This is a genomic window from Kibdelosporangium banguiense (assembly GCF_017876405.1).
GTDB classification, from domain to species: Bacteria; Actinomycetota; Actinomycetes; order Mycobacteriales; family Pseudonocardiaceae; genus Kibdelosporangium; species Kibdelosporangium banguiense.
The window spans coordinates 12,438,419-12,457,273 of the sequence record NZ_JAGINW010000001.1; the positions used below are offsets into that span (position 1 = coordinate 12,438,419).

15 protein-coding genes are annotated in these 18,855 nt (G+C 66.9%); 4 read left to right on the forward strand and 11 right to left on the reverse strand.

Going from position 1 to position 18,855, the window contains the following annotated elements:
• The 4 genes from JOF56_RS55715 to JOF56_RS55730 are packed head-to-tail and all read right to left on the reverse strand — an operon-like array spanning position 1 to position 4,129.
• Entirely contained in the window at positions 1-906 is a 906-nt protein-coding gene (locus tag JOF56_RS55715; protein ID WP_209647594.1) for a 5-dehydro-4-deoxyglucarate dehydratase, read from the reverse strand.
• A 27-nt stretch (positions 907-933) separates the two neighbouring features.
• Complete coding sequence (locus JOF56_RS55720; protein ID WP_245378811.1) at positions 934-1,824, reverse strand: carbohydrate ABC transporter permease; 891 nt, start codon at positions 1,822-1,824, stop codon at positions 934-936.
• Positions 1,821-2,780 (reverse strand): carbohydrate ABC transporter permease, encoded by a 960-nt coding sequence (locus JOF56_RS55725; RefSeq protein WP_209647595.1) that lies wholly within the window; start codon positions 2,778-2,780, stop codon positions 1,821-1,823. Before JOF56_RS55725 ends, JOF56_RS55720 begins: the two co-directional genes overlap by 4 nt.
• Positions 2,777-4,129, reverse strand: coding sequence for a sugar ABC transporter substrate-binding protein (locus JOF56_RS55730; RefSeq protein WP_209647596.1), 1,353 nt, complete (start codon positions 4,127-4,129; stop codon positions 2,777-2,779). Before JOF56_RS55730 ends, JOF56_RS55725 begins: the two co-directional genes overlap by 4 nt.
• Positions 4,130-4,274: 145 nt before the next feature.
• On the opposite strand from JOF56_RS55730, the gene JOF56_RS55735 reads away from it, so the two are divergent.
• From JOF56_RS55735 to JOF56_RS55745, 3 genes are read left to right on the forward strand one after another with little or no spacing between them, the layout of a single operon-like run.
• Complete coding sequence (locus JOF56_RS55735; RefSeq protein ID WP_209647597.1) at positions 4,275-5,063, forward strand: IclR family transcriptional regulator; 789 nt, start codon at positions 4,275-4,277, stop codon at positions 5,061-5,063.
• A 24-nt stretch (positions 5,064-5,087) separates the two neighbouring features.
• Positions 5,088-5,912, forward strand: coding sequence for an NAD-dependent epimerase/dehydratase family protein (locus JOF56_RS55740; RefSeq protein ID WP_209647598.1), 825 nt, complete (start codon positions 5,088-5,090; stop codon positions 5,910-5,912).
• The gene (locus tag JOF56_RS55745) at positions 5,909-7,414 is read left to right on the forward strand and encodes an aldehyde dehydrogenase (NADP(+)) (protein WP_209647599.1); all 1,506 of its coding nucleotides are present in this window, start codon (positions 5,909-5,911) and stop codon (positions 7,412-7,414) included. Before JOF56_RS55740 ends, JOF56_RS55745 begins: the two co-directional genes overlap by 4 nt.
• A gap of 67 nt (positions 7,415-7,481) precedes the next feature.
• Here the strand turns inward: JOF56_RS55745 and JOF56_RS55750 are convergent, their stop codons facing one another.
• The 6 genes from JOF56_RS55750 to JOF56_RS55775 all read right to left on the reverse strand — a co-directional run bounded on the left by JOF56_RS55750 (position 7,482) and on the right by JOF56_RS55775 (position 17,355).
• Complete coding sequence (locus JOF56_RS55750) at positions 7,482-8,909, reverse strand: sensor histidine kinase (RefSeq protein ID WP_209647600.1); 1,428 nt, start codon at positions 8,907-8,909, stop codon at positions 7,482-7,484.
• Between the two features lie 32 nt (positions 8,910-8,941).
• Positions 8,942-9,658: a response regulator transcription factor gene (locus JOF56_RS55755; protein WP_307855733.1), complete on the reverse strand. Its 717-nt coding sequence runs from the start codon at positions 9,656-9,658 to the stop codon at positions 8,942-8,944.
• Between the two features lie 58 nt (positions 9,659-9,716).
• Positions 9,717-11,744 (reverse strand): ArnT family glycosyltransferase, encoded by a 2,028-nt coding sequence (locus tag JOF56_RS55760; RefSeq protein ID WP_209647602.1) that lies wholly within the window; start codon positions 11,742-11,744, stop codon positions 9,717-9,719.
• The gene (locus tag JOF56_RS55765; RefSeq protein ID WP_209647603.1) at positions 11,741-12,970 is read right to left on the reverse strand and encodes a bifunctional glycosyltransferase family 2/GtrA family protein; all 1,230 of its coding nucleotides are present in this window, start codon (positions 12,968-12,970) and stop codon (positions 11,741-11,743) included. The genes JOF56_RS55760 and JOF56_RS55765 overlap by 4 nt, the downstream gene beginning before the upstream one ends.
• Before the next feature lie 549 nt (positions 12,971-13,519).
• Positions 13,520-16,183, reverse strand: coding sequence for a bifunctional acetate--CoA ligase family protein/GNAT family N-acetyltransferase (locus tag JOF56_RS55770; RefSeq protein WP_372448415.1), 2,664 nt, complete (start codon positions 16,181-16,183; stop codon positions 13,520-13,522).
• Positions 16,180-17,355: an acetoin utilization protein AcuC gene (locus JOF56_RS55775; protein WP_209647604.1), complete on the reverse strand. Its 1,176-nt coding sequence runs from the start codon at positions 17,353-17,355 to the stop codon at positions 16,180-16,182. Before JOF56_RS55775 ends, JOF56_RS55770 begins: the two co-directional genes overlap by 4 nt.
• A 23-nt stretch (positions 17,356-17,378) precedes the next feature.
• Here JOF56_RS55775 and JOF56_RS55780 point away from each other — a divergent pair, with 23 nt between their 5' ends.
• Positions 17,379-18,011 (forward strand): hypothetical protein, encoded by a 633-nt coding sequence (locus JOF56_RS55780; protein WP_209647605.1) that lies wholly within the window; start codon positions 17,379-17,381, stop codon positions 18,009-18,011.
• Here JOF56_RS55780 and JOF56_RS55785 read toward each other — a convergent pair whose 3' ends face one another.
• A complete protein-coding gene (locus tag JOF56_RS55785; protein WP_209647606.1) occupies positions 18,012-18,851 on the reverse strand; it encodes a sulfurtransferase in 840 nt (279 codons plus the stop codon).
• Positions 18,852-18,855: the final 4 nt, after the last annotated feature.

Consider the following 18,855-nt stretch of genomic DNA (forward strand, 5'->3'; position numbering starts at 1 on the left):
TCAGCCCTCCAAAGCGGCACGACCGGCGGCGATGATCCGGTCCAGTTCCTGGAGATGTTCGGGTGACGGGTCGGTGAGCGGTGGCCGGACACCGCCGGCCTGAAGCCCGGTCCTGACCACAGCGGCCTTGACCAGGGACACGGCGTAACCGGGGACCTTGTCCCGCAGCTGGACCAACGGCAGGTAGAAGTCCGTGAGCAGGCGATTGGCCAGCGTGGTGTCGCCGGACGTGACGGCCTTGTAGAAGCCGAGCGAGATGTCCGGCGCGAAGCAGAACACCGCCGAGGAGTACAGCTCCACGCCGATGCCGCGGTACGCAGGCACAGTCAGCTCGGCCGTGGGCAGGCCGTTGAAGAACTGGAACGGCTTGTCCACTTGAGACCGGACGGTGAGCACGATGCGCTGCATCTGGTCTATGTCACCGAGCCCGTCCTTCAGGCCGACGACATTCGGCAGGCAGGCGACCTCTACGGCCGACTCCGGGGTGAACACAGCATTGTTACGTTGGTAGACGATCGTGGGCAGATCGCCTGCCTGGCTCACCTCCTCGACAAACCGCACCAGACCGGCTTGTGGCGAGGAAACCAGATAAGGCGGCAGCAGCAGCAAGCCGTCCGCCCCGGCGCCACGGGCCACCTCGGCGAACCGCTTGGCGATCGGCAACGGCCCGCCCGCGCCGGCGAAAACCGGCACCCGGCCCGCCGTGGCGCCGACCGCGACCGAGACGACCCGTTCGAACTCGTCCACGCTCAGCGCGTTGAACTCGCCGGTGCCGCACGCCACGAAGACCCCGCCGGGCCCCGCGGCGACGCCGTGCTTGACGTGCTCGGCCAGCACGTCCTCGGCCACCGCACCGGCAGTGTCGAACGGGGTCACCGGGAAGAACAGCACTCCATCCAGTTGCATACCCGACCTCAATCTCCTCACCGGCGATCAACCCTTGACCGCACCTGTGGTTATCCCACGCAGGAACGACTTCTGCAGCGACAGGTACACCACGAGGCTGGGCACCAGCGCGAGCAACGCGCCGGCGAGCACGATGCCCGGCCCCACCTCGATATCCGACCGCAGGTCGGCCAGCGCCACGGTCAGCGTGTAGTCCGACGGGTCGTTGGCCACGATCCGGGGCAGCAGGTACTGGTCCCAGATCATGTTGAAGCCGAACACCGCGATCACGGCGAGCGCGGGCCTGCACAACGGCAGGATGATCTGCCAGAACACCCGCAGCTCACCCGCACCGTCCACTTTGGCCGCCTCTTCCAGCTCGACCGGGATCTCCTTCATGAACTCCGTCATCACGAAGATGGAGAACCCCCACGCGCCCAAGGGAAGGATCACGCCCGCGAGGGTGCCCCGCAGATTCAGGCCGACCACCGGCAGGTCGCCGACCACCAGTGACAACGGGATCGCGATGACCTCCTCGGGCAGCATCATCGTGGTCAGAATCAGCAGCAGGACGATGGCCTGTCCACGGAAACGCTTGCGCGCCATGGCGTACGCCGCGAACACGCTGACGAGCAGCTGCAGCAGCAGCGCCCCGCCGGCGATCACCAGCGAGTTGAAGAAGTAGCCCCAGATGTTCTTCTCGCCGGCCTCGGCGAAGTTCGTCATCGTGGGGTTGTTCGGCCACAACGATACCTGGGTCGGATCCCGGTTGACGTCGAAAGCGCCGGAGATCACGGTGATCAGCGGCCCGGTGAAGACCAGGATCGCCAGCACGCACAGCACAGCCCGGATTCCCTTGCTGTACCAGGCGTTGCGCGCGGTCGACCACCCCAGTGCGGTATCCAGCCTCGAGGTCACGCCTGGGCTGCGGCTACTCATCTCGCCTCCCTGGACCGGCGCCAGACCTGCACGATCACCGTGAGCAGGAATGTCACCAGGAACAGCATGACCGATGCGGCCGACGCCACGCCGATGTCGTTCTTCTCGAAACCACGGGAGAACACGGTCGTCATCCACACGGAAGTCGCCCCGGCCGGTCCACCGCCGGTCAGCACGTACACCTCCGTGAACACCCGCAGGCCACGGATGGCCGCCAGGGTCAGCAGGATCGTGACCACAGGGCGCAACGCGGGCAGCGTGACGTACCACAGGCGTTGGAAGACGTTGGTGCCGTCGATGGCCGCGGCTTCGTACTGCTCCCGGTCGATCCCAGCGAGGCCCGCGAGGATCAGCACCATGTCGTAGGGCGCGTGCTTCCAGATGCCGACCACCATGACCGACGTCAGCGCGGTGTCCGGATGATCGAGGAACGTCGACGGCCCGGCACCGACCCACGACAGCAGTTCGTTGAGGAAACCGTTGGGGTCAGGGAAGTACAGCACCCGCCAGATCTCACCGACGACCGCCGTGGCCGCCACGACCGGCAGGAACACCGCCGAACGCACGAACCACAGCGACTTGGCCTGGCCCTCGAGCAGCAACGCCAGGAAGAACCCGACGATCATCGACCCGAAGGTCTGGCCGAACGCCAGGACCACGGTGTGCTGGGCGGCCTCCTGGAAGGCGGTGTCGTCCAGGACCGTGGCGTAGTTGTCCATCCCGATGAACACGTCGCCGAGGAACGGCTGCACCTTGTACAGGCTCAGCCGGATGCCCTCGGCCATCGGGATGAACTTGAAGTACAGGAACAACACCAGCGCGGGCAGCAGGAACAGCCACGGGATCAGGTGCCGGTGCCAGTTCCTGCCCCGCCGGGGCGGACGCACGGTGATGCCGCCGTCCCGGGTGGGTGTGGTCGCACCCGGGACGGCGGCTGCTTCGCGGGCAACCGTCACTGCGAAATACCCTGCGTGGACAGCTCCTTCTTCAGCTCACCGGCCAGTTTGCCCAGTTCGGCCTTGGCGTCCGGGCCGCAGGTGAAGATCTTGCTCAGCGTCTCGGAGGTCTTCTGGCGCAACGGCTGGAAGTTCGGTACCGCCGGGAACGGCCGGGCGGAGGACTCGTAGACCGCCTGCGTGGTGTCCCAGCGCGGGTCCTTGAGCACGTCCTTGACGCTGACGTTCTTGTTCACCGGCAGACGGACCACCGGGGTCTCGCCGGACTGCACCTTCATGCCCATCTGCTGGGCCTCCGGCGTGAGCATGTACTCGACGAGTTTCTTCTGCCCGGACGGGTTGGGCGAAGCAGCCATGATGTACATGTCCTCGCCCTCACCGAGCACGGTGTCGCCGCCCGGCCCCTTGGGCGAGGCGATGACCTCATACTTGTCCTTGCCCAGGTTCTTGTCGAACCGGCTGAACATGTACGGGCCCGTGGTGTAGATGCCGACCTTGCCGGTCTCGAACAGCGGGTGCGCGTCGGTGGTGGTCAGTGTGAGCGCGTTCGGGTTCATCACCTTGCTGTCGCAGAACAGGCCACGGATCCACTCGACGGACTTCTGGCTCTCCGGCGAGTCGATGGCGACCGAGAACTTGCCGCCGCCGTTGTCCTTGAGCACGTCGCCGCCGCCCTGCCAGAGGAAGTTCGACGCCCACCACAGGGTGTACCCGCGGTCGGTGGTGGCCGGGGCGAGGATGCCGTAGGTGTCGGCCTGGCCGTTGCCGTCCGGGTCCTGCGTCGTGAAGGCCTTGGCGAGGTCCAGCAGCTCCTCGTGGGTCTTGGGCACAGGCTTGCCGAGCTTCTCCCGCCAGTCCTTGCGGATCAGCGTGACGTTGGCCTGCGTGGACCACGGCACCGCGTGGTACTTGCCGTCCGAGGTCTTCGCGTTGCCCCAGGCCCGGTCGCTGACATCCCCGCCACCTGCGAAGGAGGCGCGATCGACCTCGCCGACCAGGCCCTGCTGGGTGAACACCCCGAGCGAGCCGGTGTCGGTGATGACCAGGTCGGGCAGGTCCTTGGCGGAGGCCCGCTGCTGGATCTGCTTGTCGAAGTCGTTGAAGACGGCCTTGTATTCGACCTTGACCCCGGTCTTCTTGGTGAACTCTTCGAATATCCTGGTGTAAACCTTTGCAGCCGACTCCTGACTCCGGGTCCAGACCTCGAGCGGAGCATTCGGATCCCCCTGCGGAGTAGAGGGAGATGACTCTGTGCCACATCCGGTCAGCACCGCGCCGAGGACGGTGGCGGCGGACAGTACGGATATGACGGATCTACGGGTTGAGCGCATGACTTCGGTGTCCGGCATTGGACCACTCCGACCTGCTGATAGACGCCCTTTTTCACATATGCGAAGTTCGGTCGTACTTGTGAACCCGCAGCCGGGACTGTAAGAATCGACCGCGACTACTGTCAAGGACGTGTGACGGGGTTGTTGCCGAAGGAGGACCCAGATGGCGGTCGAACAAGCCCGTGAAACGGCCCGGCCGGCAGCCGTGAAGTCGGCTGACCGAACGGTGGAGTTGCTGGAAGCACTGGCTTCCTCGGAACGCAGGCTGACGCTGACCGAACTGCACCACGAGCTGAGCTATCCCAAGTCGAGCCTGTACATGCTGTTGCAGACGCTTGTCGCGCGCGGCTGGGTGGAGCTCGAACCGGCCAGCGGGACGTACGGCATCGGCGTGCGCGCCCTGCTCGTCGGTACGTCCTATTTGGACCACGACCCGGTCGTGCAGGTGGCCATCCGGGTGATGGAGCACGTGCGGCGCGAGGTCAACGAGACGGTCCACCTGGCCAGGCTGGACGGCGGGGACGTGGTGTACCTGGCCAGCCGCGAGTCCGAGCACCACCTGCGGGTGGTCTCCCGCGTGGGCAGGCGGCTGCCTGCGCACACCACTTCGCTGGGCAAGGCCCTGCTGGCCGAACGCCCGGCGGCGGAGGTCGACGCGATCCTGCCGGAGAAACTCGACCCGCTGACCCCCAACACGGTGGTCGACCGCGCCGCACTGCACGAGCAGCTCGCCAAGTTCCGGGTGGCCGGCTACGCGCACGAACGCGAGGAGAACACGCCGGGTCTCGGCTGTTTCGCCGTCGCGCTGCCGTACCGCAACCCGGTCATCGACGCGATCAGCTGCTCGGTGCCACTGGGCAGGCTCGACACCGATCATGAGAACCAGGTGGTCACCGCGTTGCTGGAAGGCGCGAAGACGATCACCGAGCTGTTGCGACAATTCGGCCGTTAACTGGAGTCGAAGGGGTTATCGAACGTGACCGAACGCATCCTGATCACGGGGGCGGCGGGCGGAGTCGGGACGCTGATGCGGCCACGGCTGGCCGGCGGCAACCGGATCCTGCGGCTGCTGGACATCAGCGAGCAGCCCGCCGCCGGCGGCGGTGAACAGGTCGAGATCGTGCAGGCCTCGGTCACTGACATGGCCGCGATGGAGAAGGCCTGCGAGGGCATGGACGCGGTCATCCACCTGGGCGGGCACAGCCTGGAGAAGCCGTGGCCGGAGATCCTCGAGGTCAACATCAACGGCACGTACATCACGCTGGAGGCCGCGCGCCGGCAGGGCGTGAAGCGTGTGGTGCTGGCCAGCTCCAACCACGCGGTCGGTTACGTCCCACGGGCGGACGGCGAAGCAGGTGACTACCAGTTCCCCCGCCCGGACACCAACTACGGCATCAGCAAGGTCGCCATGGAAGGGATCGGCAGCATGTATGCCGACCGGTACGGCATGGATGTCATCTGTGTCCGAATCGGTTCGTGCTTCGAGAAGCCCAAGGACACCCGGATGCTCTCGACGTGGCTGTCGCCTGGCGACTGCGCGCGGCTGTTCGAGGCGTGTTTGTCCTGCCCTGCCCCCGGGTATCGCGTGGTGTGGGGCATCTCGGACAACACCCGCCGATGGTTCTCGCTGGACGAGGCCCGCAAGCTCGGCTACGAGTCGCAGGACGACTCGGAGGTCTACGCGGCCGACGTGATCGCCCAGCACGGCGAGCCCGACCCTGATTCGTATGCCGCCCGGTTCCTCGGTGGTGCCTGGTGCGGTCCCGGTTTCGATACTGCTGTGAAGGAGACAGGACGGTGAGTGTGCAGGGCTACAACCCTAGGACCGGTGAGCCATTCGGTGACCCGGTCGAGGCCACTTCCGACAGCGAGGTGGACCGGCTCTGCGAAGCGGCTGAGGTGGCGTACCGGTCGTGGTCGGCGTGGTCGGCGGTGGACCGCGCGTCCGTGCTCGACCTGGTCGCCGACCGGCTGGACGGCGAGTCGGAACTGCTGATCAGCACGGCCGACAGCGAGACGGCGCTGGGCGTGCCCCGGCTGACCACCGAGCTCAAACGGACCACCAACCAGCTGCGGATGTTCGCGGAGGTGCTGCGCGAAGGCAGCTACATCGAGGCGATGATCGACTCGCCGGACGCGGACATCATCCCGCCGCGGCCGGACGTCCGCCGGATGCTGCGCCCGCTGGGCGTGGTCGCGGTCTACTCGGCCAGCAACTTCCCGTTCGCGCTGGCCACAGTCGGCTCCGACACGGCGTCGGCGCTGGCGGCCGGCTGCGCGGTGGTCGTGAAGTCGCATTCCGCGCACCCCAACACGTCCCGGGAGACCGGCCGGATCGTCACGAAGGCACTGGCCGACGGCAACGCCCCCGAAGGCCTGTTCTCGGTCATCTACGGCACCCAGTCAGGCGTGCGGCTGGTCCAGCACCCGCGGGTGAAGGCAGCGGGGTTCACCGGCTCGATCGGCGGCGGCCGGGCACTCTACGACCTGGCCAACTCCCGGCCGGACCCGATCCCGTTCTACGGCGAACTGGGCAGCATCAACCCGACCGTGATCCTGCCGAACGCCGCGGCCGACCGTCCCAGCGAGATCGCCGGCGGCTTCGCCCAGTCGGTCACCATGGGCGTAGGCCAGTTCTGCACCAACCCAGGCCTGCTCTTCGCCCCATCGTCCATTGTGGAAGCACTGGGCGCGGCCGTCACGGACTCGACCGGCGGCGCGATGCTCAACGAGCGGATGTGCGACTCCTACCGCTCAGCCGTGGACACCTTGTCCCACAGCGACTTGGTGTCACTCGTCGCCACCGGCACGGCCCCGGACGAGGCCTGGGCAGGCAAACCGGCGCTGTTCCAGGTCCCCCTGGAAACCTTCGAGGCCAACCTGGAAAAGCTGACCGAAGAGAACTTCGGCCCAGCCGCCCTGGTCGTCACCTACGAAGCGGTCGCCGACATAATCCCGGTCCTGTCCCGCCTGCCAGGCACCCTCACCGGAACGGTGCACGCCTCGGACTCCGAACACGCAGACGCCACAGCAGTCGCCAACGAACTGCGCAAGATCGCCGGCCGCCTGATCTACAACGGCTGGCCGACCGGAATCGCCCTCGCCTGGGCAATGCAGCACGGCGGCCCCTGGCCCGCCACCACCAACGCGATCCACACATCCATCGGCGTCCCCGGCATCTACCGCTGGCTCGCCCCCGTGACCTACCAAACCTGGCCGGACGCCCTGCTCCCACCCGAACTCCAGGACGCCAACCCGCTGGGCATCACCCGCCGCCGCGACGGCACCCTCGCCAAACACTGAGGTTTTTTGCCCCCAAAGTGGCGTTGGGAGCGCTGGATGCCCCCAACGCCACTTTGGGGGCACATTCCTACGGTAGCGGCATCAGGACGGTGAAGCTGGCTCCCTTGCCGGGGATTGTGCGTAGTTCCACGCGGCCGCCGTGGGCCTCCAGGATGGCCGCTGTGATCGCCAGGCCCAGCCCGGTTCCGCCGCGTCGGCGGGACCGGGCTTCGTCTACGCGGTAGAAGCGGTCGAAGATGTTGGGGGCGGCCTCCAGGGGGATGCCTGGGCCTTCGTCGATCACTTCCAGGACCACCCGGCCGCGTGATTCCAGGGTGCCTGCCACTGCGACGGGCGGGGTCTTGCGGGTCGCGGGCAGGCCGACGCGGACGTGGATCTGGCTGTCGGCTGGGGTGTGCGTCATCGCGTTGCTCACGAGGTTTGTGACCACCTGACGGATGCGGTGCTCGTCGGCAGTCACTCTGATCGGCCTGCGCGCGGTTTCCAGGACCATTGGGCGTTCTGGGTCGCGGGCACGTGCGTCGTGCACGGTGTCCTCGACGAGTGATCTGAGGTCCATTTCGGCGAGGTCCAGGGCGCGTTCCTGGTCCAGCCGGGCGAGCAGCAGCATGTCCTCGACGAGCAGTCCCATGCGGATCGCTTCGTCCTCGATGCGGCCCATCATCCGGTCCACATCGGCCCGCTCGGGCGCTCCGCCGCGGCGGTTGAGTTCCGCGAAGCCGCGGATCGACGTGAGTGGGGTGCGTAGTTCGTGGGAGGCGTCGGCGACGAACCGCCGGAGCCTGGCTTCGGACTGTTCCCGTTGGCGCAACGCGGAAGAGAGCCGGCCGACCATCGTGTTGAGCGCGCCACCGAGCCGTCCGACCTCGGTCCGTGAGTCGGACGCCACCCGCAGGTCCAAGTCCCCGCCGGCGATGTCGTCGGCGGTCTTCTCGATCTTGGTCAACGGCCGCAAACCCAGTCGCACCAACAGGAAACCGACAGCGCCCATCGCGATCAGCAGCACGACGCCGACCACCACCTCGATCCAGATCAGTCTGGTCACCGTCGTGTTGGTCGTCTCCAGCGACTGCCCCACGACCGCGATGAACGGTGGGGCGCCACTCAACGGCTGCTTCAACTTGACCATGACGCGCCATGGCGCGCCGCCCTGCTTGTCGTCGACGACAAACGGGTTCGCACCGTACTGGGCCACTGTGGTCTCGTTGAGCGCGGGCAAGTCCGGCCCGAAGTCGTGGATCGGCGGTGCGTTCACCCGGCTGCCGTCACCGGTCAGCTCGAACCGGATGAACTCCGTCGGCAGGCCATCGGAGTTGCGCCGCGGTTCCGACGACGACGGCTGCGGCCGCAGACCCGGCCCTGGCCGGTCGATCACCTCCTTGAGCTGCGCGTCGACCCGGGCGATCATCGACTCCCGGATCAGCACGACGCTGGCCACACCGATGATCGCCAGCCCGACACCGGCGAGGACCATCAGCGCCACGACCAAACGCATCCGCAGGGTCCATGGTCGGCGCCGTCTGCTGGTCAACGCTCGTCCCTGGGCAGCCGCAGCGAGTAGCCCACGCCGCGGATGGTGTGGATCAACGCGGGCTCGGCCGAGTCGATCTTGCGGCGCAGGTAGCTGATGTACGACTCGACGATCCGGCCGTCGCCGCCGAAGTCGTAGTTCCACACGCGGTCGAGGATCTGCGGCTTGCTGACCACCCGCTCGGCGTTGACCATCAGGTACCGCAACAGGTTGAACTCCGTCGGCGAGAGCTGCACCAGCCGCCCGCCGCGGTAGACCTCGTGCGCGTCCTCGTCCAGCACCAGGTCGGCGTACCGGAATGTGCCGTCGTCGCGGGGGACGTCGGCGCCGCCGTTGGTCCGGCGCAGGATCGCGCGCAGACGCAACACGACTTCCTCCAAGCTGAACGGCTTGGTCACATAGTCGTCGCCACCGGCTGTCAGACCGGCGATCCGGTCCTCCACCGCGTCCCGCGCGGTCAGGAACAGCACCGGCAGCCGTTCCTGAACCGTGCGCAGGCTGCGGGCCAGGTTGAACCCGTCGGTGTCCGGCAGCATCACGTCCAGCACCACGATGTCCGGCCGTACCCGGCGTGCCGTGGCCAGCGCGTCGGCCCCGCAGTCCGCCGCGTGCACGACGAACCCGCTGAGCCGGAGCGCGGCCGACAGCAACTCCAGGATGTTCGGCTCGTCGTCGACTACGAGCACAGTTGCCTCGCCCCGCTGCTGGTCCACCTGACCAGCGTCAACGACGAACCTGGGAACTACCTGGGAGGACCCTGTGATTTGGTTTTCAGTGGACGGTGCACTCGTAGAGCGTTTCATTACCCGCCGTGAGCACCGACTTGCAGTTCTCCTCGACCCAAGTCGACCGGTCAGAGGACTGGCCACCTCGCATACCGCCGCGGCCCGGGCCACCGGACAGAACGAACTTCAGCTTGCCCTCCCGTACCCAGGTGGACAACTGGTCGGCTGAGGGCGCCGGGTCACGTCCGCTGAAGCCGCCCATCCCGATGACGGTCTCGTCGGTGGCGATGATGTACGGCGACGCGGCCTGCGCGCCACCCTCCACCGCCATCGTGATCTCGGCACCGGCCGAATGAGCCTTCGCGTAGTCCAGGATCTTCTGCTGGTCGGCGCTGAGGGTGCCGCTGTCGCGGCCACCGCGCATGCCTCCTGGCGGCGTCATCCCTGGCGGTGGCGTCGTCGACGTGCCGGACGGCGTTCTGATGATGAATCCGCCGCCCATCCCTTCTGAGGGCCCGGCCATGGGAATCCCTGCGTTGCCAGTGGACGCGAACGCACCGGCACCTGACCACACTCCGGGCGCCAGCAGTATCGCGCCCAGCGTGAGCACGATCGCCGTCTTCCTGAGTTTCCGCAGCACCAGCACAAGAATCGCGACGACGGCGACGGCCAGGACCGCGTAACGCAGCCAGCCGTTCCAGGACGTGTCACGGGAGATGATCACCCAGGCCCACGCTGCGGTCACCGCGACGCTCGCGGGGAGCATGATCCAGCTCAGTCCCTTGGGCTCGCGGTACATCTTGATCGCCCACACGCCACCGGCACCGATGATCGCGCCGATCGCCGGTCCCATCACAGTCGTGTAGTACGGATGGAAGATGCCTTCCTGGAAGCTGAACACCACCGCGTTGACCACCAGCCAGGTCCCCCACAGCGTCCAGCCTGCCCGCTGCGCGGTATCGGCCGGAGCGAACCCACGGAACCGCCGGAGCCCGATGACACCGGCGACAACAAGCGCGATCAGCGCCAACGGCAGCAGCCAGCTGATCTGGCCGCCGACGGACGCGCCGAACATCCGGCCCACTCCGGACTCACCGCCGAACGCCAGGTTCGCACCGCCCGGTCCGCCACCCGGTCCACCAGGGCCACCACCGGGCCCGCCTGGTCCACCCGGCCCGCCGAAGATCATCATCTCGGCCCCGGAACCGCCGCCAGGGCCCGCGTTACCGAAAACGCGGCCGAGTCCGTTGTAACCGAGCACGAGATCCAAAGCCGAACCATCAGTGCTGCCACCGATGTATGGCTTCTCCCCCGGCCACAGATCCACAACCGCGACCCACCACAGCGAACCGGCCAGCAACACCACTGCGGCACCGGCAAGGTCGAGCACCTTGCGGCGCCAATGCGCTTTGCTACCAGCGAGATAAGCAGCGAAGAACGCAGGCACAACGACCCACGCGGCGAGCATCTTGGCCAGGAAGCCACAACCGATCAGGAAAGCGGCCAGCCACAGCCATTTCGTGCGACTCTTGGGTTCTGTCGTCTTCATCGCGCGGGTGAACGAGTAGGCCGCAGCCACCAGCGTCAGCGCGAGCATGGTGTCGGTGTTGTTGGTCCGGTTGGTCACCACTGTGATCGGCGTGAGCGCAAGCACCAGAGCGGCGATCAGAGCCGCGTTCTCCCCCGCCCACATCCGAACTGTGCGGTGCAGCAGGAAGATTGTCGCGACACCCTCGATCACCTGCGGCAGCAGCACCGACCAGCCACTGAAGCCGAAGATCCAGGTCGAGACCACCTGCGGCCAGAACGTCAGCGGCGGTTTGTCCACTGTGACCACACCGGCCGGATCGAACGAACCGAACAAGAAGTTGGTGAAGTCCAACGACATCGACTTGATCGCAGCCGTGTAGTACGTGTTTCCCCAGCTGCCGGTCCACAGTACGTAGCCATACATGGCCGTGCCCACCGCGAGGATCGCGATGAGCGCATAGCGGGGCCATCGCTTCGATTCCGGTCGCACCGGCGGCGATTCCGCTTGCCCCACTTCGGTCAGCTGCCCAGTGGCGGCGGTCATACGTCTCCCTTTCCCTGTTTGAAAACCCAGCCTCGCAGCAGCACGAACCGACCGGCGGTGCCGAGCAGCGACGCGCTCAGCAACACCACCAGTTCGAGGAAACGTGTCGGTTCAGCCACCATCGCGTTCAGGACGAGTAGCGCGGCGGACGTGAAGGCGTAATACAGCCCGAAGACAATCAACCCTTGCAGATGCACCCGTCCCCGTGGACCACGCGCACCAAGAAAGGTAAATCTCCGGTTGGCCTCAGTATTGAGCATAGTGGTGATGATCAACGCCAACAGGTTGGCCACCAACGGATCCATCGCGGACCGGAACATTGCATAAAGAAGCAAAGTGACCGCTGTGGACAAAGCCCCGATCGCGCCGAACGACAGCAGCTGCCACACCAGCCCAGTATCTCTTCTGGACACAACAGCATCCGGATGCGACGGTTTCGGATCCGGACGCCTGGGCAGATCAGTAACCTTGGCCGCACCACCGGCTTTCGCGCGAGCGACACGAATCAGTCCACGGATATCCTCCAGCGCGGTCGACCCAATCCGGACCCTGGTGTCGATATCCTCAACCCAGTCGACCGGCACCTCGTGCACCCGCAACCCGTTGTGCTCGGCGAGCAAAAGCAGTTCGGTGTCGAAGAACCAGTTGTCATCCTTGACGTGCTCCAACAGCGGCCGGATGACATCGGTCCGCGCGGCCTTGAAGCCACACTGGGCGTCGGAGAACTTCGCGCCATGACTGAGCCGGATAATCGCGTTGTAGCAACGGGAAATCATCTCCCTCTTGGGCCCGCGAATCGTCCTCGCGCCCGGCGCAAGCCGCGAGCCGATCGAGATGTCAGAGTGACCGTTGATCAACGGCGCCACCAACGGCAACAACGCGTCGAGCCCCGTCGAGAGATCGACATCCATGTAGGCCACCACGTCGGCATCACTCCACTGCCACGCGGTCCGCAGCGCCCGGCCCCGCCCCTTCTCATCGAGGTGCAGCACACGTACCTGATCGATGGCGTCAGCCAGCTCGTCGGCGATCTGCAGCGTGCCGTCCGTACTGGCATTGTCAACGATGGTTATCGTCCACTGAAACGGAAACCGTTCGTCCAAATAGGTCTTGAGGACGCCGACACAACCGCGCAACGCGCGTTCCTCGTTGTGCACCGGAACGACGACGTCGACGGTAGCCGTCTTGGTGACCGCCGGCCGCTCCGAGGCTTGGGTGCCAGTCATGACTCCAGGTATGCCGGTCGCAACCCCAAACAGCCTGGACACCACCTCAAAGGAACCTGTGAGCCCATTTGTTCATACTCATGAACTCAAATCACATTCTTGACCGGAGGTGGCTTTGTGTCCTAACTTTCAAGCACCCTGCCAGCACGGTCCTCGACGAGGAGGAGCCCGATGTGCACCCGTATCACGTTCGCGACGCCGACCATCGCGCTCTTCACACTCACGTGGCCTCACCTGCGCGTCTCTTTGAGCAGACGGAGGATCGGTGCTGCGCCGGTAAGGGTTCCCAGCTGTTGAACCCTCCCCAGACGGGGGCTCGTTCAGTCTGGCGGCGGGAGCGAGCCCCCACCCATCACAGTATCGCCCTGCACCACGAGAGCGCTTCGAGCAACCTGCCAGCCGAAGCCCTCTCGTGGTGCCCCGCTCCCCTTGACAGCCCTCGTGTGTAGCGGCTTCTGTTCTGACACAGCCTCATGCGGCACCCGTGCCAGCGACCGGCCCTGCGCGCCCCACCGAGTTGTCCACAACCACCCCAGCTATCCACCTGGGCTAAGTCATGGTTCGTAGGCGGCGGGGGCCCGTGTCGTGGCGGGATGGGGGTGGGCCGACGGCGACGCGGGCGTAGACGACGCTGGCGCCGGCTTCTGAGGCTACGACCGGGTCCAGTTCTAGGGCACGGACCTCGGGAACGTCCTCAGCTAGCGCGGCAACACGGAGAACCAAGTCTTCCAATGCGCCGAGATCCGCCAGCGGGCTGCCGCCGTAGCCGGCGAGCAGCGGGGCGGCCTTGGGGGCTCGGATCAGGCCTGCTGCGTCGACGTCTGTCATGGGGATTGCTCGGTAGGCGCGGTCTCCCAGCAGGTCGTTGACCACACCGGACAGTCCGAATGAGACCAGTGTGCCGAAGGACGGGTCGTCCTGCAGGCCGATGACGCAGGAGGTTCCCTTGGCGACCATTCGCTGTACGTAGACTGTGTCCGCGCCTGATACTGCGCGGAGGTCTGTGTAGGCGGCGCGCATGGCGTCGGCGCTGCTGATGTCGAGGCGGACCGCGATGAGGTCGAAACGGTGTCGCAGCAGGGAGTTCGCCGATTTCGCGGCTACTGGGAAGCCTAGTTCCTCTGCTGCCTGGGCTGCTTCTTCCGCGCTGGTGACCACTCGGAAGGGGGCGACTTCGATGCCGTAGTGGGTCAGCAGGTCCACGGCTTGGGCGTCGGTCAGCCATTTGCGGCCTTCGTCCATGGCTGACTGGACCAGGTTGCGTGCCGCCACTGGGTTTGTGCCTGGAGGGTGGACGAGGGTTCCGCGTGGGGCCGAGCGCCAGCGGGCGTAACGGGTGACGCGAGCCAATGCCAGTGCGGCCCGTTCTGGGCTGGGGTACGAGGGGATCGAGCCACGGCCGGGAGCGCCGTGCGGGCCTGGCACTGCCAGCTCCGCGGGGACTCCCTCGGCGGCCAGGAATGTCGATACGATCGGCTTTCCCAGGCCTGCGGCCACTTCCCGGAGTTCCCGGGCGTATGCCGTGCCTGGAACCGCGAGCGGCGGCACGAAAACCACGATCAACGCGTCGACGTCGTCTCTGAGCAGGGCTTCCCGCACTGCCGCGGCGAATTCCGCCGGTCCTGCCTGGGCGCCGACGTCGACTGGGTCGCCCGCCAGTTCGAGGCCCTGGGCCAGGGCGGTGTCCGCGGCCAGGACTCCGATCGCAGTCGAGTTCCCGACCACGGCGACCCGGCTTCCCTCCGGTAGTGGTTGGTGCGCAAGGAGAATCGCGGTGTCGAACAGTTGCGCCAGTGACTCCACGCGGATTACGCCGGCCTGTTCGAAGACCGCCTGCACGCTTGGTTCGTCAACAGGGACGGATGTGGCCGCGAGCGCGGGCGATATGGCGTTGCGCCCGGACTTCACGGCCACGATCGGTTTCGTGCGGCCGAGTCTGCGCGCGAGCCGGGCGAACTTCCTGGGATTGCCGAAGGATTCCAGGTACAGCAGGACTAGATCTGTTGCCGGGTCGGTCATCCAGTACTGCAACATGTCGTTGCCGGAAACGTCAGCCCGGTTTCCCGCTGAGACGAACGTCGACAGTCCGAGGCCACGGCTCGCCGCGTCAGCGAGGATCGCGGTGCCCAGCGCGCCGGACTGGCAGAAGAAGCCGGTCCGGCCCAGGCCTGGCAGTTTGGGCGCCAGGCTCGCGTTCAGCCGGACGGATCGGTCCATGTTCACGACGCCGAGTGCGTTCGGGCCGACCACCCGCATGCCGTGGGCCCGTGCTTCGTCGGCCAGTTTCTGCTCTGCGCTGCGGCCTTCGTCGCCGATCTCGCTGAAGCCGGACGTCACCACCACGAGCGCCTTGACGCCCTTGGCGAGGCAGTCGTCCATGACCTCGTTGATGCTCGTCGCGGGCACCGCGACCACCGCGAGGTCCACGGGGTCAGGGATGTCGAGGACTCTGCGGTACGCGCGGACTCCGCGGACCGACGGGTGCTCGGCATTGACCGGGAAGACCGGGCCGGCGAAGTCGGCGGTCAGCAGGTTCGTCAGGACCGCGTAGCCGACCTTGGTCGGGTCTGTCGACGCGCCGATCACGGCCACTGACTTCGGGTGCAGCAGGTTGTGCACGCTGCGCGCCTCGGCCGCCTGCTCCCTCGATCGCGCGACCGCGACCGACTCGTCGGTCGGGTCGATCGCGAACTCGAGGTGGATGACGCCGTCCTCCAGGGCTCGGCTGATCTCGTAACCCGCGTCGCGGAAGACACGCACCATCTGGCCGTTCTCGCCGAGGACCTCGGCAACAAACCGATTGAGGCCGCTTTCCTGCGCCGCCGCGGCGAGATGCTCCAGCAGGATCGAGCCGATGCCGCGGCCTTGGTGGCTGTCCTCGACGACGAAGGCGATCTCGGCCTGGTCGCTGCCGTTCAGGCGTTCGTACCGGCCGACCGCGATGATGTCGTCGCCCAGCATCGCGGCGAACGCGACACGGTCATGATGATCGAGGGTGACGAAGCGTTCCAGGTCACGCGGTGGGATGCGCGGATACGCACCGAAATAGCGGAAGTAACGCGTGCGTTCGGACAACCGGCCGTGGAACGCGACCAGTCTGTCGGCGTCGTCCGGCGTCATCGGTCGCAGATGGACAGTGCCGCCGTCCGACAGCACCACGTCCGCCTCCCAGCGGCGTGGATAGTCGTAGGGATCGAAATCCGCCAAGGTCAGTCCCGTGGGTCGTCCGGATCCAGGCCGTGCAACGGGAACACCGCGTGCCGGGCGTCCCGGATGACCGAGTCGACCGGCTGGGTATCGGTGCCGTCCCACGGTTCGTAAGCCGTGTCCTTGCCGTCTCCCATGGTGCGCGGCAGCAGCGCGGTCGGCGCGCGGCGCTGCACGTCCTTCACCCACTCGGGCGGCAACGACGCGGCTGGGTCGATGTCCCGGTCCAGGACGGTCGCCAGCAGGTGGGTCCACGACCTGGGCACGACTCGCAGCAACTGGTACCCGCCTCCGCCGAGCGCGAGCCACTTGCCACCTGCGTGTTCTTCGGCGAGCGACCGCAGGACGCGGTAGGTCTCGCGATGCCCGTCGACGCTGAGATACAGGTCCGCCAGCGGGTCTTCCTCGTGAGTGTCCACACCGCACTGCGTGACCAGCACGTCCGGCTGGAATTCCTTCAGCAGCGACGGCACGACAGCGTGGAAGGCACGCAGCCAAGCCGGATCCCTGGTGTGGGCGGGCAACGGGATGTTCACCGAGGTGCCCTGCGCGTTCGGCCCGCCGAGCTCGGTCACCCGGCCGGTGCCCGGCCACAATGTCATGGGGCTCTGGTGCAGCGAGATCGTGAGGACGCGCGGGTCGTCGTAGAACGCTTGCTGGACACCGTCGCCGTGGTGCACGTCGACGTCGATGTAGGCGACACGCTCGGCACCGTTGTCGAGCAACCAGGAAATGGCCACGGCGCAGTCGTTGTACACGCAGAATCCGGCGGCGTGGTCACGCATCGCGTGGTGCAGGCCGCCCGCGATGTTCACGGCGCGGTTGGCCGCGCCGGACGCGATCTTGCTCGCGGCCAGCAGCGACCCGCCGACCACGAGCGACGAGGCCTCGTGCATCTGCGAGAACACCGGGTTGTCCGGTGTGCCGAGCCCGTGGCCGACGTCCCAGCCGACCATCGGGGCTTCGCGCACGGCGCTGACGTACGCCACGTCGTGGATCCGCTCGATCTCGGTGTCGGCGGCGGGCTCTGGACTGAGCAGATCGACCCCGTCGAGTACCCCGAACTGTGTGGCCATCGCGATGGTCAGCTCCAGCCGGACCGGGTTGAACGGATGGTCTCCGCCCAGGTCGTAGGCAAGCAGAGCAGGATCCCATACGACGGCGGCTGGCGTGCCCATGGTTCAACACTAGTCTGATCCCCGTGATCGGACGGATTGTCTGCGCCCTGGGTCTCGTCTTGCTGGTCAGCGCCTGTATGCAGCCGGTCGACGGGGCACCGGTCGCCGCCGAGGGCCCGGCCGCCGAGACCACGACGGCGGTCGACGACTTCCCGACCGAGTCCACGGAGCCCACCGGACCGACCAGGCCCCGCTCATCGTCCTCGTCTCCGACGACCACCCGCACGTCGTCGAACACGGACGTGACGATCACCAACCGCAAGACGATCTCGACCCCGCCCGCGTGCGCCACGCTCGTCACGCCCGCCCAGATCGGCCAGCTGACCGGGACCACGGCCACGCCTGAGCCCGAGGACAAAGGCTTCTGCAGCTACACCCTCGCCCGGCCCAGCGGGCCCGCGGGCATCACCCTGGTCGTGCTCACCTCCGCGCTCGACACCCAGAACACCGAGGAAACGACCTTCGAGGGCAACACCGCCCACCGCCTCAGCACGCAGGCCACGACCTGCGACATCCGCGTGGCCCTGACCGACGACCGGACCTCGCCCTACCGTGTTCTCTGGGTCTCGATCGTGCTCTCGGCCCCGGCGGAGCCGCTCTGCTCGACTGTGGAGAAGCTCGCCAAGAGCGTCTTCGACAAGCTTCCCAGCAGCTGATCAGCCGGTGGCGGCCGGCCGCTGTGGATCGGACGACCACTGCGACCACGAACCCGGGTACAGCGCCGCCGGGCTTCCCGGATCCGTTATTCCGGCCGCTTCCAGAGCCAGTACGACCGAGGACGCCGTGACTCCCGAGCCGCAGTACGCGCCTACTGGTTTGCCGGCTCGCACGCCGAGGTCGTTGAACCGGTCCGCCAGTTCGGCAGCCGTGCGCCAACGGCCTTCCGGGCTTATGTGCCCAGTGAATGGCGCGTTCACCGCGCCGGGAATGTGGCCGGGGCGCGGATCGATCGGTTCCGTTTCACCGCGGTAGCGCTCAGGTGCGCGGGCGTCGAGCAGGACACCGTCCCGCGCCAGTTCGGCCGCGCCGTCAGCGTCGACAGTCGGCATGGCACCCGGCCGGACCGTGATGTCGCCGGGCTGCGGCTGGGGAACGTCGGTGGTGACTGCCCGTCCTTCCTGCTCCCATGCGGCGTAACCACCGTCCAGGACAGCCACGGTTTTGTGTCCGGACCAGCGCAAAAGCCACCAGGCACGCGCTGCGACCGAGCCGTTACCACCGTCGTACACGACCACGGCGGAGTCGTCGCTGACACCTGCCGCACGCAGTACTCGTTGCAGATCCTCAGGTTCCGGCAGCGGGTGCCGGCCACCCGGACCCGGTTCGGCGGCCAGTTCCTTGTCCAGGTCCAGGAAGACGGCGCCCGGCAGGTGACCGGCCATGTAGGACTCACGGCCCGGCGGGCCGCCCAGCGCCCATCGAATGTCGAGCAGGACCGGCGGCCGGGCGCCGGTCCTCAGGTCCGCCAGTTCCGATGTGGAGACAAGTGCGCGCACGCAT